This is a genomic window from Phormidium tenue FACHB-1050, from assembly GCF_014696925.1.
In the GTDB taxonomy this organism is placed as follows: Bacteria; Cyanobacteriota; Cyanobacteriia; order Pseudanabaenales; family Pseudanabaenaceae; genus Pseudanabaena.
Map to the genome: position 1 here is coordinate 44,897 of NZ_JACJQY010000021.1, position 14,321 is coordinate 59,217.

Sequence of the window (14,321 nt, forward strand, 5' to 3'; positions counted from 1 at the left end):
GCACGGTTTTAAATCGTTGATTAACGATTACATTATCTACGATTTAAAACGCGATGCGCAACTAAAAGTCAGAAAGCATTGGTTCCTCGTATTGTACTTATGATAAATTTGAATTTTCGGGAGCTCAAATAACCACAAGTTGGTAGCTCAAAAATAAAAGCATTGGTTCCTCGTATTGTACTTATGATAAATTTGAATTTTCGGGAGCTCAAATAACCACAAGTTGGTAGCTCAAAAATAGTTGCACATCGCTTGCTTAAAGGGCTTACTTAAAGGAAAAGTGAGACAGTCTGCCGAATAAACCTTTAAAATCAAGCGCAAGTCGTCAATAAAATATCGAGTTGCGCTGATTCTAAACGACCAGCTTCGTATAACGTTTTGGCAATTTCAGAAAATTTCAACACCGTATGGGCTTGATAACCCTGACGCGCTAGTTTATGGGTTACATCCCTTTCGTGATCGATCAATACAACCACATCCTTCACCATTAAACCCACCGATTGCAGTTTTTCGATGCCTTCTAGCACACTCTTACCTGTGATCAGAACGTCATCAATCAACACAACCATTTCACCTTCCTGAAATTGCCCTTCAATTAAACGACGAGTTCCGTGGGCTTTGACCTCTTTGCGAGGAAAAATCATGGGGTAGTTGAGGCGCAACCCCAAACCAGTTGCCGTGGGCAATGAGCCGTAGGGAATGCCTGCAATGCGATCGAACGTCAAAGTTTTAAGAATATTGGCATAGGCATTGAGGACTTGCTCAAATACTTGAGGATGTGAAATTATGGTGCGTAGGTCAATATGATAGGGAAACGTCGCACCAGATGCTTGGACAAATTTTCCAAACTGGATGCAGCCAATGTCATAAAGCTGCAAAATCAAATCCTTATGGAGATGTTCTTGCAGAATGCACACATTTGAAAACCAAACCGAACAGGTTGGATTTCCCTGATTCATGTCTGCTCTCATCTGGTTGATGTCATTCCGTAGCGATTTGATGGCATTTCTGGGAGATTCAAGGCTTAACAGATCATCGGGAGTAGAAATAATAAGCCCATCAGCATTAGAGGTCAGTCCTGCTTTCAGCAATGCTTTTAATTCTGTTGGCTCTAGCGAAATGTCATCCGCTAAGATCAACCGCTCAGGCGAAATCGCACGGATGCGGGCAAAGACATCAGCACTGCCAGCCACTTCTAACCCCAACTGCTCTGCAATCCCCCAAGTTTTAGCTTGCTCTACTAAATTCAGATAGAACGGCGATTGACGGGTCGGATATTCTTGCAACATAGCTGTTGAAGAATTGTCCGTAGCACACAAGATAAATACAGCTTTATCTGGATAGATGAGAAAGGGAGTCACGCCATCTTGCCCAATGTATGGATTGAGGGTAACTGCATCTACCTGCCAGACTTTAAAGATCATCTGGGAAAAAATTCTGCTGGTATGACTGTCACTATGCTGAGCATCTAGAATAACTGGAATGTGATGTGGGATGGTCGCCAGGATCTGCCGCAATAATCCTAGCCCCGAAGCCCCCAATGCGCGATAGAACTCAAAAGTTAGCGTGTAAGCGCAAACTAAATCAGCCGTTTCAACAATCAACCATTGCAACCATTCCTGTAATTCCCAAATATGAGCATGAGCTCCTTCCCAACCACCTAGGTGTTGAGGCCATATTTGAGGATTTGGAGAGAGTTCAACAGAGAGCAAACTCTGATTGCGGGTCATAGCTTTGCTCAACTTATCACAAAAATTCATAAACAATTTTGGGAGAGAAGGATCTAATCGTCATAAATACGACATTCCAAGGCATTGGGATTATCCTCGCAGTACGACAGGAGTGAATTCTGTTCCTTTTTTTCGACCTGTTGATGGGCGGCTTCCGCTTCCTTCTTTTTGACCCGTTGATGGGCGAATTCCGACTGGAGTTCCTCAAGCGCATCCCAAGCCGCAGCACACTCTGGAGAGGTGCTCCCCCTTGCTATACAAATAGTTCGCGCGTCTTCACGGGCAATTTCGATTTCATCTTCAATAAATAGTCGTTTCGGATTTTCTACAAAGTCACTCTTAAAGAGAATGTCACTGACGGAAACAATACCTAGCAAGGTTTTGCCATGAATCACAGGTGCTCGACGAATGTGGGTTTGAGCAAATAACCGAGCCACATATTCCACACCCAGTTCGGGATTGATGACCACACAGGGCTTAACCATAATTTCGTAAACCCGCACTGTCTTGGGATCGAGACCAAAGGCTGCCACTTTGTAGATAATGTCGGTTTCAGTCACCATCCCATAGGGGTCTTGTTCATGGCGTGGTTCGACTATCAGTCCCCGTAGGTGTTTGTCTTTCATCAACTTCACAGCATCTGCAACCGTTGCCGAACCAAGAATGGTGACAACGTTTGGGGTCATAATTTCTTCAGCTTGCATCATAGGAATTTAAATTTTTATTGAATGGGATAACTGGAATATGTTAAAAATTGGCTAGTATTGCCCAGAAAGTAATATAGGAATTTAAATTTTTATTGAATGGGATAACTGGAATATGTTAAAAATTGGCTAGTATTGCCCAGAAAGTAATGTGCTGGGTGCTAATTTCATCACAGATAGCAGAGAGGTAAGAGGGCGATCGCTGAATCTGGTCGGGAGGCAGCTTTCTCCTGAATGCCAGGTGCATAGGCTTCAAGTACTGCACCGTTTTGTGAACATGTCGTCATGAAATAGTCGCAGGTTGGACATTCGGTCTGAGTCACTTGTAGTCTTGGGCACTTACACCCAATGGTTAAGCGAGTGCTAAAGAGCCGTTGAGCCTCGCTGCCGCAGTTGGGACATCGAATTTTCATAATTTTGTTCATCGTTGCATTTCAAAATTGAATGATCGCGTGAGAAGGAAATGTTCAGAAACAAGGGGGAACACACATTGGAATACTATCGCTGTCGTTCTACCGCAGCCATAAATTCTTCATAGGGCTTGACCCCAATTAACGTTTCCATCAATTCGCCCTGTTTAAATACCATGACGGCTGGAATACTTCTAATTCCAAAGCGTTTGGCTACGGCTTTGTTCTCGGTCACGTCCAGCTTGAGGACTTTTGCGCGATCGCTATAATCTTCAGCCAGTCGATCAATTAATGGCGCAACCATTTTGCAAGGTCCACACCAAGTTGCCGTGCAATCCACAACCATAAGTGATTCATTGCTCAATAGGGAATCAAATTCAGTTTCATCTTGAATAAATGTAGCCGTAACCATGTCTATATCTCCAAATTGATGATGTGTGAGTTAGTACTGTGTGACTTAGTACAAATTTTCTTCTTGGTGCGTTTTAATCGTGCAATTGGATCGGGGATAAGTAACACAGGTCAGCACAAACCCAGCATTCACTTGGTCTTCATCTAAAAATGATTGATCCGACTGATCCACTTCACCAGAAATCAGTTTGCCAGCACAGCTAGAACAAGACCCTGCCTGACAAGAAATTGGTAAGTCAATGTCCGCTTCGCATGCGGCTTCGTAAACGGTTTGATCGTCTTGGACATCGATGGTGACATCTAATCCCTCGTCATTCACGAGTTTTACTTTGTAAGTTGCCATGCGGTACTCCTAATCAAAACAAATTTAAGGCGTTAAGTTGGGATATAGTGTTCTTGCAAGTCATTGAAATAGACACCACCATGACAGCAGTTCCTTCCAACAATTTATCTGCCTGGGAGCGCCTAGAGCAAGGCAGGCAAACAAAAGCAAGCAACGGTGGTTATGCGGGCTACGGATCGCCTGCGTTTGGGCAACGATCAGTAGATGGTGAATTAGTGAATGACCCAGAAGAGTCTCAGGTAATTGAACTAATTCGCCGCCATCACAAATCTGGGAAATCGTTACAGAAGATCGCCGATTGGCTCAATGAAAATGGGTACACCACCAAACGAGGTCAACTGTGGCATCGTATTTCCGTAAAACGAGTGCTCGATCGACTCTACGGAAAGCTGTCCAGAATCTCAGGAGTAGCATCTCAGGATGAACAAAACCCTGAAGCGTCTCCCCTAGCGCTTGATGACATCGCAACCGACAACCATATAGAGAATCTAATACTTCTAGGTAAAGGGTTTTAACACTTAGTCTGTAACATCCCTCTATCATGCACCTATGTCTGTGCAAAACTGGTATAGATTTGAAACTAATAGCAATAAAACTTTACATTTCTCTTGAAGATGTCAGATGACACTACATTCTGGGATAGTTTTTGGGACGGTTTTAGCTGCTATGAAGGGCTGGGTTATTTCCTGTAGTGAGGCTCAATCTCCTATCTTGACTTTTCGGTTTACAGGAAGGTGCTGATGCCACTCGATACATTTCAGAGTTGGGCTCCTAATCTAGAAGATGCCATCGATCGACATCCGTTGACGCTGCCACCAAACACTCCATTGGTGGAGGCGATCGCTTTGCTCAGTCAGACGCATGACATTATTTGTGTGCTGACAGATGACCAAGCGTTGTCAACCCCTTCCGCCAAAGAGGTTCATACTAGCTGTGTGTTGGTAATGCAAGGGCAAGAACTATTGGGGATTTTGACAGAACGTGATGTGGTTAGACTTACCGCAAAAGGGCTTAACTTGACTGAGATAACCGTCGCTGATGTGATGGTGCATCCGATGATCACGTTGCCGCAGCAATCCATGCAAGACATTTTTGCCCCACTGTTTTTGTTTCGCCGCTACAAGATTCGTCATTTGCCGATTGTGGATGACCAAGGACATTTGGTCGGGGTTATTTCCCAAGAAAGTATTCGCAAAATTATGCGCCCAGCCAATCTCTTGCAGTTTCGTCGCGTATCGGATGTGATGACCACTAAGGTGGTGCATGCCCCACTCTCCGCTACGGTCTTGCAATTGGCGCAGTTAATGACCGAGCATTGCGTGGGCTGTGTGGTGATCGTGCAAAGAAATTCAGAAGATAATGACTGCCCCGTTGGCATTGTGACGGAGCGCGATATTGTGCAGTTTCAATCGCTTCAAATCGATCTGCAAAAAACTCTGGCTCAAACGGTGATGAGTACGCCGCTATTTCTCCTCAGTCCTGAGGATTCGTTGTGGACGGCACATCAGCAAATGCAGAAAAGGCGAGTGGGGCGCTTGGTGGTGTCTTGGAACTGGGGGCAGGGGTTAGGAATTGTGACACAAACAAGTCTATTACGGGTTTTTGACCCAATGGAAATGTATGGAGTGATTGAAAATTTACAACAAACTATTCAACATTTAGAGGCAGAGCGATCGCCTTCTAATCCCCCCCGTCAACCTGATCCTTTGCTTGTTCAGTCGAGTTCTGTAGACTCATTATTGCAACGGACTAGATCCCCATCTTGCAAAGAGATTGCGGGTGACAGTAAATTCCTACTTGCCCTGCTAGACAATGCTTACAAACACGTAAAGTACATGTTTGACAACTTAGATCTTTTAGTCGAGCAGCGGCAAACTCAGCTCCAGTCTGTTCTAGAGACGCTTGAGCAACTCGGTCATAAAATTAGATCTTAAACGCGATTATAAAAGCGTTATAGCAATATGCATGAAAACTAAGTTATGTAAAGGATTGTATTCAAATTTCTCAATAGAGTTTAACAATTGAAAATATTTTTTGGATTAGAGCCCTATAATGACAGATTTTCGTAAAAAGACTTTTGCCTATGTTTAAGAAGCTTGCAAGTATGTTAAGAAGTGATGAATGTCGGTAATAAGCACATTGGATTTCAAATAGCTCAAACAACCACAGGTCATTATCTCAAAAATAGTTGTACATCGCTTATTTAAAGCCTGAAATAATGCTATATTAATAAGCCTGCTAAAATATCCAAATAGTATTGAACTAGATCACCCCCAGAAACTAGAGCCATAAACCCATGATGAAGTTGAGATTAAAGCGATTTGGCAAAAAATTTGAAGCCAGCTATCGCATCGTTGCCGTAAACAGTACTAGCCGTCGCGATGGTCGTCCCCTTGCTGAACTCGGTTTCTACAACCCACGTACCAAAGAAACCCAACTCGATGTACCAGCGATCGTGCTTCGCATCAAGCAAGGCGCTCAACCTACTGACACCGTACGTCGCATTCTCGAAAAAGCGAAGGTATTTGATCTCGTTACTGCCTAATTCTCTGAATTAATTTCTAATTTGTGCCGATCTAAACTTGTGCCAGACTATAACGCCTTAATTAGTTTTTTGCTGAAGCCATTATTAGCTCATCCAGAGGCGCTTCGGGTAGATTTTGAGTCAAATAGCAAAAGCGATCGCGTCTGGATCAGAGTTGCTTTCGATCCAGAAGATCGGGGGCGAATTTTTGGTAAAGGGGGACGGACAATCCAAGCGGTTCGGACAGTGGTTATGACCGCAGCCGAAGAAGCTGGGCATAGTGCTAGATTTGAAGTCTTTGACCCAAACCCCAACGCAAATTCTGACGATTATCAATCTCGAAATGCAGAGCATTCTGAGCCAGAACGGCAAAAAATTCAAGTTGAGCGTCCTCGGATTAACGTTGAAAAGCCGAAGCGACGAGAAATTTAAAATAAAAGGGGTGCAAAAGCACCCCTTTTATTTTGAGAAACTAGTGAGATTAAGTAAGTAGCTAGGCATAATTAATTACAAAGCAAAACCCGTAAAGTTGAGTCCCGCAGGGGCGCAACTTTACGGGTTTTGGTAATTTATTTTGCACAGGTACTCATATGAAGGTTGGCGCGGAAATTCTTTGCATTGGTACTGAGCTATTGCTGGGCGAAATTCTTAACAGCAATGCTCAGTATCTAGCACAACAACTTGCCCTATTGGGAGTCCCACATTTTTATCAAACCGTTGTTGGGGATAATCCCGATCGCATTCATCAGGCTTTAGAAATTGCTGCTAGCCGCTCTAACTTGATTATCACTACGGGAGGACTGGGACCCACACCCGATGATCTCACCACTGAGGCGATCGCTAATTTTTTCAACACACCTCTCGAAGAACGTCCCGAAATTTGGGAGCGCATCCAGCAGATGGCAGCGCAGACAGGTAGGACACTTACCGCCAACAACCGCAAGCAAGCCCTACTACCAAAGGGTGCAGAGATTTTACATAATCCCGTTGGCACTGCTCCAGGCATGATCTGGGAGCCTAAGCCAAATTTATTGATTCTTACCTTCCCTGGTGTACCCAGTGAGCTTTACCCGATGTGGGAGCAAACTGCTGCACCTTTGCTGCAAGCGAGAAACTATGGACAGGGGACATTTCACTCTAAAGTTTTGCTGTATTGGGGCATTGCCGAGTCAGCACTAGCGACTAAAGTTAATCATTTATTCGATCTCAAAAATCCTACGGTTGCGCCCTATGCTAATTTCGGACAGGCAAGATTGAGAATCACGGCAAGAGCTAACACGCAAGAAGAGGCGATCGCTTTAATCGCTCCCGTCGAAGCGAAGATTCGGGAACTAACAGGTGAGTTTTGCTATGGCACTGATGAAGATACACTAGCGACTGTGGCAAGTAAGCTGTTACTGGAAAGTAGTCAAACTCTAGCAGTTGCTGAATCCTGTACAGGTGGATGGTTGGGTGAGACTTTAACTGAGGTATCAGGAAGTTCTAGTTATTTCCTCGGTGGCGTGATCAGTTATAGCAATGAGGTAAAAGTTGATTTACTTAATGTCGATCGCCAAGTTCTCGATCAGCATGGTGCAGTCAGTGAGATCGTTGCCGAACAAATGGCGATCGGGGTCAAGTCAAAGCTCAAATCGGATTGGGGGATCAGCATAACAGGGATCGCGGGACCAACTGGTGGCACGGAGACCAAGCCTGTGGGCTTGATTTACGTGGGGATCGCCTACCCCGATGGTAAGGTCGAGGCGATCGAGTTGCGTTTTAGTCCCTCTAGAGGAAGAAATTGGATTAGAAAGGCAACTGTAATGTCAGCTTTAGATTTGTTTAGGAAAAGATTTGTTATGATTGGGTAAATAAACCTAGACGATGATAGGGAGCCAAGCATAGTGAAAGCGATCAAGAAAGCACTGAAAGAGATCGGCGAAATTCTAAATCGCGTTCTGGAAGCCCTTTTGGGTCAAAATCAGCCCCAGCCTGAGTTGATTCCTATACCAGTAAGAAGTAACTCACGACGCGATCGTCGCCATTAAGGTTATAAGACTCGCTTAGCGGGTCTTATATTTTGTTAGGGGGATTATTAAAAATAATAGGTGGTACAAAGTACCACCTATTATTTTTTAGAGGGTTGCATATTCAGATTCGAGGCGATCGCTGTCTCGCTCCATTTCCATTTCTAAGACTGAAGTAGATTGCTGAGCTTCTTGGAAATAAATAATATCTTTGCGGGGATCGACTTCACCAGTTTTAATGCGTAAATTATCGCCCACTTGAATCTGACGATTAATTCGCATCGGTAACTTCAAGCCTAAGTCCTCGATCAACACTAGCGCCAGTTTTTCATTTTCGCGCAACCAGTCCAGCATCAGCGCTTCCCACACCACATCTTTGTTACGACGCAGATATTCTAGACTCCAATAACGTACCGACTGCTTCTCGACCTGATTGGCATCCCAAATCGCAGGATCGATCGCTTGCAAAATGGCTGTCAGCATTTCTGCCGTAAATGGCAAAGGCTCCTCGCGCAAAAAAGCTTTGATTTGCCAATGCGCTAATAGATCGCTATATCGACGAATTGGCGAAGTTACCTGTGCATATGCATCAAGCCCTAAACCTGAATGGCGCGATGCATATAAACCTAATGAACCTTTAGTCATACAACGACAAATCGCAAATTCACGCACAGGGCCTGATGGCAATTGCATCAAGGTATCGAGGGGCGGCAATTCGGGCTGTTCTTGATAGCGATAGGGGATGGGAATATTGTTGGTCTGGGCGAATTTAGCGGCGACTTCACCTGCGAGGATCATCATCTCGGCGACCAGTTGACGCGAGAAGGTATCTTCCATCAGTTCTAAGGTGAGGCGATCGCCATTTTTAGAGTCAACCTTAACGCTGGTATCAGGTAAATGAATTTCGATCGCACCCTGATCAACACGCCATTTTTTGCGGAGGCGGGCAAAGTCAGCCAGGCGATCAAGATCGTCCTCCACCCCAAGTTGCAACATTTCCTCAACATCTTCATAGGTGAGGCGATAGTTGGGCTTCACTAAACTTGCCACGATCTCATAATGAGCAACTGCGCCAACTTCATCAAGATCGACGGCAAAAGACATCGCATGACAAACTTTATTTTCGATCAAACTCATGGGGCCAGCCGCTAGCTCAATCGGAAACATGGGGATCACGCCTGTGGGCAAGTAGACACTTGTACCCCGCTTACGAGCATCCTTATCCAGAGGACTTTCAGGATCGAGCCATCTTGTCGGATCAGCAATATGAATCCAAATGCGTTTGCGTCCATCCGCTAGCGTCTCAATACTCAGACCATCATCAATTTCCGTGGTACTAATATCGTCAATCGTATAAACATGTAGATGGGTGAGATCGCGCCGCAAGTCTCCCATGTTGTCAGGAATTGGGGAAGTGAAACACTCTTGGGCGGCAGCAATCAATTCATTGGCAAAGCGAATCGGAATCTGGCTACGCAGTAAATTCAGATTTTCATGTTCACTCCAAATACCGAGATCGACTAGCATTTGGAAAGCAGCTTGTTCATTTTTAGAGCGTTTGGCAAAACTTAAAAGCTCTTGAGCCGCAGCTTTGTCTGAAGCTTCATCACCATAAAGAGCATAACGCTCTAGACAATCTAACCGACTGCGATCGCTAGTTGTCCATGCTACGTCACCACCTGAAAGCTTAGTAGTTAGCTTTTGCTGAAATTCTTCGATTAATTTAGCTCTTTGAGCCGCAGCATCAGCTTGATGCTTTAACTCGGAGACTTGTGAGCTTGAGCGTGGCTCATAGAGATCGCCTTTTTGCTTAAAGTAAATTTTGTCATTACTTAATAAGCAATAGGATGCGTAGGAAGTAACCGCAGATGATTCTGAAAATAGAAGATTAGCAAGATCATTGGGATTTGTGGCTTGATTATCTTCAATCAAAATTTCCCATGCGACTTCTAGGCTAGAAGGATCGAGAAATTTTTCAACTTTTTGCAAAAATGAGGGGATTTGCAAATGGGTAAAACTAGAATTTTCACCACTAGCTTTGATGGTGTAGTTTATTTCGCGGGGATGGATGGTGTGGGTATTGCCGTTTTCATCGATCGCTTGAAAGTGTTTTTTGCCTTCAGGACGATCAATCACGACAAGGCGGCGATCGCCATGCAATTTCACTTCGACTAGCGTACCTTTTTCCAAAATTGCCCCTTGTCCACCAAAGCCAAAAATTTTCTTTAATATTCTACCGTTTTATATAGCGGTCGCTATACAAAACCAAAAACTAGAGGCGGTGCAAAGCACCGCCTCTAGTTTTTGTATAAAGCAAAAAAGTACTTTGCGCTGTCTTTACTTTATTAGACTAAACAATTGCATATTGCATCGTGCTGGCGATCGCACCAACCGCAGAGGCGGCGATCGCAGGTTGGTAAGCGCTAAGTGCAAATAATGTTGATGTTACGGGTTGTTTGGGGGCTGCAAGCATAGCAGTTCCCAAAACTAGCAAGGCAATACTAGATTTAAGGCTAAAAGTGCTATTCATCTTCATATTCCTCCAACAATCTTTTCCCAACGAACCCAATGACTAAACTTTGATTCTTTTTGTTTCTAGAGCTCTGGTTAAAGTGCGTTTACAGACTCTTGTGATAATAATTTTTAGGTTCATCGACTAAAAATCACTTTAATTACATTCATGATAATTGATACATAAAAGTAAAAATGTAATTTAGATATCATGTTCTGAGTGATTTTAGTCACATACAGGCAACACAGTTGATATTAATGAGGATTAATACCTATACATAGCCATCCTCAACATTTTATGGAATAACGCCCTGAAACTTACTCTTTTCCGTAAAACCTAAACTCTAAAGACTGAATTAATCAAGCTTAAGTGATTTGAAGTATTAATATGATCTGGGGCAACATCCGTAAAAATATAGTGAATTGTAATGTGTTTCTAATGTATAGGTTTGACTAAAAATCGGAAAGCGCTAACTGGGTGATTTAATTCGATATAGCCATTTGCGGCGTGCGAAGCACGCTGCAAATGGCTATATCGAACTGACGTTAATTTAGTTTTGTGGGTAAAGCCTTTTGATGAAGCGATTAATTTGAGATTGAGCGTGGGCTTTAGCTTGTGCAGAATTCGCAGTTACCATAGTCGAGATATCAGTTTCCAAAGGATTTACGGCTGGATTAGCTTGCTCATTAACCAAAACATCAGCAGTTTCTAATGCCTGATTCGCGATCGCTTCCGTGGGAATTTCTAACTTTGTTTCCGTGACTGTACGTTCTACCGAATTAGCAATAACACTCTCTGGTGTTGCAGTTAAACTCGTATGCACATAGGTTTCGGTCGTTGATCGTTCAACTATATTGTCATTGTCAGCAACACTATCAGCACCATTTAAGGTTGCTTGACTAAAGCCGATCGCCTGCCCTAGATTATTGGCTAAAGGTTTTGCTGATGAATAGGTATGTGTAAACGAGTGGTTTGTGGGTGACGTATAAGTCTTACTAATTTCTAATTCTTGGGCGATCGCAGGACTCACCTCTTTTTCCACAGCACTTTGCTCTAAACCACTGATCAAAGAACAAGGTGGCACGATCGCACCTTTGCCAATTACCGCACGCACAATTGAACTCGACGCACCAATACAAGCCCCTTCCCCAATTTTGCAAGTTCCATAAATCAGAACTCCAGCCCCCAAATTTGCCCCAGCCCCAATTTCTAAAAGTCCATCTTGGGCATGAAGGACAGCACCCATACCAATACATGCACCTGCCGCGATCGTAATTCGCCCACCCTGATCAGCTTGGATTAATACGCCCGATGCGATCGCCGCCGTCTCATCGATCACTACATCCCCACAAACGTAGGAGCGAAAATCTCCGATCGGTTCTAAAGGTGGTAAGTAGTTCGATTGCATGATTTTTATATTCTCTAATACCAATTCACGAAAGTGTGACAACACTTTTGCGAATTAAAAACTAAACCTAGTAAGGGTTTTCAAGTTAATAAATGACTACATCATTTATTAACTTGGTATAAATTCATCAAGGACTTCGCTAAGTTCTTGACAACAATTACTCGCTAATTACTTTCTAAATAGAGAACCTCGCAAAGCGAGGTTCTCTAGAAACATTACTTTGCAGGACGTTGAATGATACCTTCAAACACACGACGTTTTGCCTTGGTGTCAATACCTAGCAAACGCACATACTCATCACCATGCTCAGCAAGACAAGCTTCTAAAGCCCGAATTACTTCAGACTCATTTGAAGCGGCGATCGGTGAACAGCTATGCCAAGAACTAGTACGGAAATGGCGCTCATCAGCATGTTCAGTGCCAATTCGATATCCCTGAGACAATAGTTGACGAATGCGTGACAGCATATCTGCACTGAGATTACCAACACTACCGCCGCCATAGGAACTATTGCTAGAGTTGCTTACCTTAACCGCAGTCCGAGTTGCAACTACAGGCTGTCCCCCTGGGCGATGTACTAGCAGTTCGACAACGCGGCGTTTTGCTTTAGTGTCAACTCCGACAAGGCGCACATATTCATCGCTATATTCAGCAATGTAATTTTCTAAAGCAGCGATCGCTGCCGCAGGACTGCTAGCTGTAATAGCGGGCAGAGTTTGCCAAGAAGTTGTACGGAAATGACGCTCATCGGCATGTTCAACACTAATGCGATGACCCTGCGCCAAAAGTTGACCTACGGTAGTTGATACATCATTCGCCACACCATTACCATTGGTCGCACGAGGTGCGCTATAGCTTGCCGAAGCCCCATTACCATTGGACTGACCAATGCTCACAGCTTGACTATCAGCACGTTGAATAATTGTTTCTACGACACGACGTTTCGCTTTAGGATCGACTCCTACCAAACGCACATATTCACCTTCATGCTCAGCGAGAATGCTATTTAATGCAGCGATCACTGTAGATTCATTCGAGGCATCGATCGCAGGACCAGTCATCCATGCTGCGGAACGAAAACGACGAGCATCAGCATACTCAGTACTAATGCGATAGCCTTGAGCAAGAAGTTGACGAACTTGGCTAGAAATATCATTATTGCTCGCATGAGCTGCGCCATTGGAGGTCGCTTTAGGTGCAGTGTAAGTATTGTTGCTGGGAGCAGAATTGCTAATTACCACAGGCTTATCGCTGGGGCGTTGAATAATAGTTTCTGAAACACGGCGCTTTGCTTTAGGATCAACCGCAACTAAGCGCACATATTCGCCTTCATTTTCAACTAAAGCTGATTGGACAGCATTAATTACTGTTGTGGCTTCAGATGTATGTGGAATAGCATGAGATTGCCAAGAGCCACTGCGGAAACGGCGTACATCTGCGTACTCGACCGCAACATGGTAGCCCTGACCTAAAAGTTGTCGTATTTGCTGCGCTAAATCCCCATTCATAGGTTCATTCCTCTGTGCTGGTGTATTTGTAAGGGTTTGATTAGTTTGATTAGAATGTTGCTTATTAAGCTGTGTATTAAAACTGGCAGCTGCATCACTGATTGGCTGTGACGAGTTCTCTTGTTGTTGGCGAATCGGTGTAATGCAGGCAATATCAGCAGCACAGCGATAACCTTGTCTTAAGGACTCGTTGATACCGACAACATGACTCGCAAAGTTTTGGTCTGATTCCCGCACATTCGGTAGCAGATCGGCTTGTTGCTGCGTTGTAATCACTGCACCAGAAGGAACATATTTACCCGCAGGAATTTCTACATCTTGGACAAGGGCATGTAGGGAAATAATGCAACCGTCACCGACTCGCGCATTAAATACCGTCGAGCGGAACCCAATAAAACAATTATTCCCAACATAGGCTGGTCCATGGATCAAAGCCATGTGCGTGATGGAGGTACTATCACCAATCCAAACGGAATATTCTTTTCCGTCATCGCCAACCACGCGACCTTTTTCCAGACCATGAATCACAACACCATCTTGGACGTTAGTACTGTTTCCAATATGAAAAGGATGCCCCTCATCCGCACGAATCGAGGTTCCAGGGGCAATCAAAACATTAGCGCCGATATAAACGTCGCCAATTAAATTGGAAAAAGAATGAACGTAGGCGGATGGATCGATTTTGGGTTCTGCCAAGTTCCTAGACCAAGGTGTAGGGGGGGCAGCAAAGCTACGAACTACCATAGTGAATCTGCACTTCTAAGC

General features: G+C 44.1%; 14 protein-coding genes. 6 read left to right on the plus strand and 8 right to left on the minus strand.

Translation table 11 applies throughout. The features are described 5' to 3' along the window. Positions 1-311 precede the first annotated feature (311 nt). The 4 genes from H6G05_RS13805 to H6G05_RS13825 all read right to left on the minus strand — a co-directional run bounded on the left by H6G05_RS13805 (position 312) and on the right by H6G05_RS13825 (position 3,598). A complete protein-coding gene (locus H6G05_RS13805; protein WP_190578722.1) occupies positions 312-1,760 on the minus strand; it encodes a bifunctional orotidine-5'-phosphate decarboxylase/orotate phosphoribosyltransferase in 1,449 nt (482 codons plus the stop codon). 23 nt (positions 1,761-1,783) lie between these two features. Next, on the minus strand, positions 1,784-2,437 hold the full coding sequence (locus H6G05_RS13810; RefSeq protein WP_190578723.1) for a CP12 domain-containing protein: 654 nt from the start codon (positions 2,435-2,437) through the stop codon (positions 1,784-1,786). 495 nt (positions 2,438-2,932) lie between these two features. After that, positions 2,933-3,256, minus strand: a complete 324-nt coding sequence (gene trxA / locus H6G05_RS13820; protein WP_190578724.1) for a thioredoxin — start codon at positions 3,254-3,256, stop codon at positions 2,933-2,935. Positions 3,257-3,301: 45 nt separating this feature from the next. Continuing rightward, positions 3,302-3,598: a 2Fe-2S iron-sulfur cluster-binding protein gene (locus tag H6G05_RS13825; RefSeq protein WP_190578725.1), complete on the minus strand. Its 297-nt coding sequence runs from the start codon at positions 3,596-3,598 to the stop codon at positions 3,302-3,304. A 215-nt stretch (positions 3,599-3,813) separates the two neighbouring features. Between H6G05_RS13825 and H6G05_RS13830 the strand changes: the two genes are divergently transcribed. The 6 genes from H6G05_RS13830 (at position 3,814) to H6G05_RS13855 (ending at position 8,149) form a co-directional block, all read left to right on the plus strand. Further along, the gene (locus H6G05_RS13830; RefSeq protein WP_322096367.1) at positions 3,814-4,113 is read left to right on the plus strand and encodes a recombinase family protein; all 300 of its coding nucleotides are present in this window, start codon (positions 3,814-3,816) and stop codon (positions 4,111-4,113) included. Positions 4,114-4,338: 225 nt separating this feature from the next. Then, positions 4,339-5,532 carry a CBS domain-containing protein gene (locus H6G05_RS13835; RefSeq protein WP_190578727.1) on the plus strand — a complete coding sequence of 398 codons (1,194 nt, stop codon included), beginning with the start codon at positions 4,339-4,341 and terminating at the stop codon, positions 5,530-5,532. A 362-nt stretch (positions 5,533-5,894) separates the two neighbouring features. Then, positions 5,895-6,143, plus strand: a complete 249-nt coding sequence (gene rpsP, locus H6G05_RS13840; protein WP_094532087.1) for a 30S ribosomal protein S16 — start codon at positions 5,895-5,897, stop codon at positions 6,141-6,143. A gap of 39 nt (positions 6,144-6,182) precedes the next feature. Then, complete coding sequence (locus H6G05_RS13845; protein ID WP_190578728.1) at positions 6,183-6,554, plus strand: KH domain-containing protein; 372 nt, start codon at positions 6,183-6,185, stop codon at positions 6,552-6,554. 158 nt (positions 6,555-6,712) lie between these two features. Further along, on the plus strand, positions 6,713-7,972 hold the full coding sequence (locus H6G05_RS13850; protein WP_190578729.1) for a competence/damage-inducible protein A: 1,260 nt from the start codon (positions 6,713-6,715) through the stop codon (positions 7,970-7,972). A gap of 33 nt (positions 7,973-8,005) precedes the next feature. Continuing rightward, positions 8,006-8,149 carry a hypothetical protein gene (locus tag H6G05_RS13855; RefSeq protein ID WP_190578730.1) on the plus strand — a complete coding sequence of 48 codons (144 nt, stop codon included), beginning with the start codon at positions 8,006-8,008 and terminating at the stop codon, positions 8,147-8,149. 87 nt (positions 8,150-8,236) lie between these two features. Here H6G05_RS13855 and H6G05_RS13860 read toward each other — a convergent pair whose 3' ends face one another. From H6G05_RS13860 to H6G05_RS13875, 4 genes are all read right to left on the minus strand, one after another. After that, entirely contained in the window at positions 8,237-10,318 is a 2,082-nt protein-coding gene (locus tag H6G05_RS13860; RefSeq protein WP_190578731.1) for a ribonuclease catalytic domain-containing protein, read from the minus strand. A gap of 160 nt (positions 10,319-10,478) precedes the next feature. Then, a complete protein-coding gene (locus tag H6G05_RS13865; protein ID WP_190578732.1) occupies positions 10,479-10,658 on the minus strand; it encodes a hypothetical protein in 180 nt (59 codons plus the stop codon). Between the two features lie 532 nt (positions 10,659-11,190). Then, positions 11,191-12,048, minus strand: coding sequence for an LbetaH domain-containing protein (locus H6G05_RS13870; RefSeq protein ID WP_190578733.1), 858 nt, complete (start codon positions 12,046-12,048; stop codon positions 11,191-11,193). A 215-nt stretch (positions 12,049-12,263) separates the two neighbouring features. After that, positions 12,264-14,300: a ribulose bisphosphate carboxylase small subunit gene (locus tag H6G05_RS13875; protein ID WP_190578734.1), complete on the minus strand. Its 2,037-nt coding sequence runs from the start codon at positions 14,298-14,300 to the stop codon at positions 12,264-12,266. Positions 14,301-14,321: the final 21 nt, after the last annotated feature.

Bases quoted from the DNA above. Each gene is read 5' to 3' on its own strand.
- H6G05_RS13835 (WP_190578727.1), top strand. From the start codon at position 4,339: ATGCCACTCGATACATTTCAGAGTTGGGCTCCTAATCTAGAAGATGCC.
- H6G05_RS13865 (WP_190578732.1), bottom strand. From the start codon at position 10,658: ATGAATAGCACTTTTAGCCTTAAATCTAGTATTGCCTTGCTAGTTTTG.
- H6G05_RS13805 (WP_190578722.1), bottom strand. From the start codon at position 1,760: ATGAATTTTTGTGATAAGTTGAGCAAAGCTATGACCCGCAATCAGAGT.
- H6G05_RS13825 (WP_190578725.1), bottom strand. From the start codon at position 3,598: ATGGCAACTTACAAAGTAAAACTCGTGAATGACGAGGGATTAGATGTC.
- H6G05_RS13810 (WP_190578723.1), bottom strand. From the start codon at position 2,437: ATGATGCAAGCTGAAGAAATTATGACCCCAAACGTTGTCACCATTCTT.
- H6G05_RS13870 (WP_190578733.1), bottom strand. From the start codon at position 12,048: ATGCAATCGAACTACTTACCACCTTTAGAACCGATCGGAGATTTTCGC.
- rpsP (WP_094532087.1), top strand. From the start codon at position 5,895: ATGATGAAGTTGAGATTAAAGCGATTTGGCAAAAAATTTGAAGCCAGC.
- H6G05_RS13875 (WP_190578734.1), bottom strand. From the start codon at position 14,300: ATGGTAGTTCGTAGCTTTGCTGCCCCCCCTACACCTTGGTCTAGGAAC.
- H6G05_RS13850 (WP_190578729.1), top strand. From the start codon at position 6,713: ATGAAGGTTGGCGCGGAAATTCTTTGCATTGGTACTGAGCTATTGCTG.
- trxA (WP_190578724.1), bottom strand. From the start codon at position 3,256: ATGGTTACGGCTACATTTATTCAAGATGAAACTGAATTTGATTCCCTA.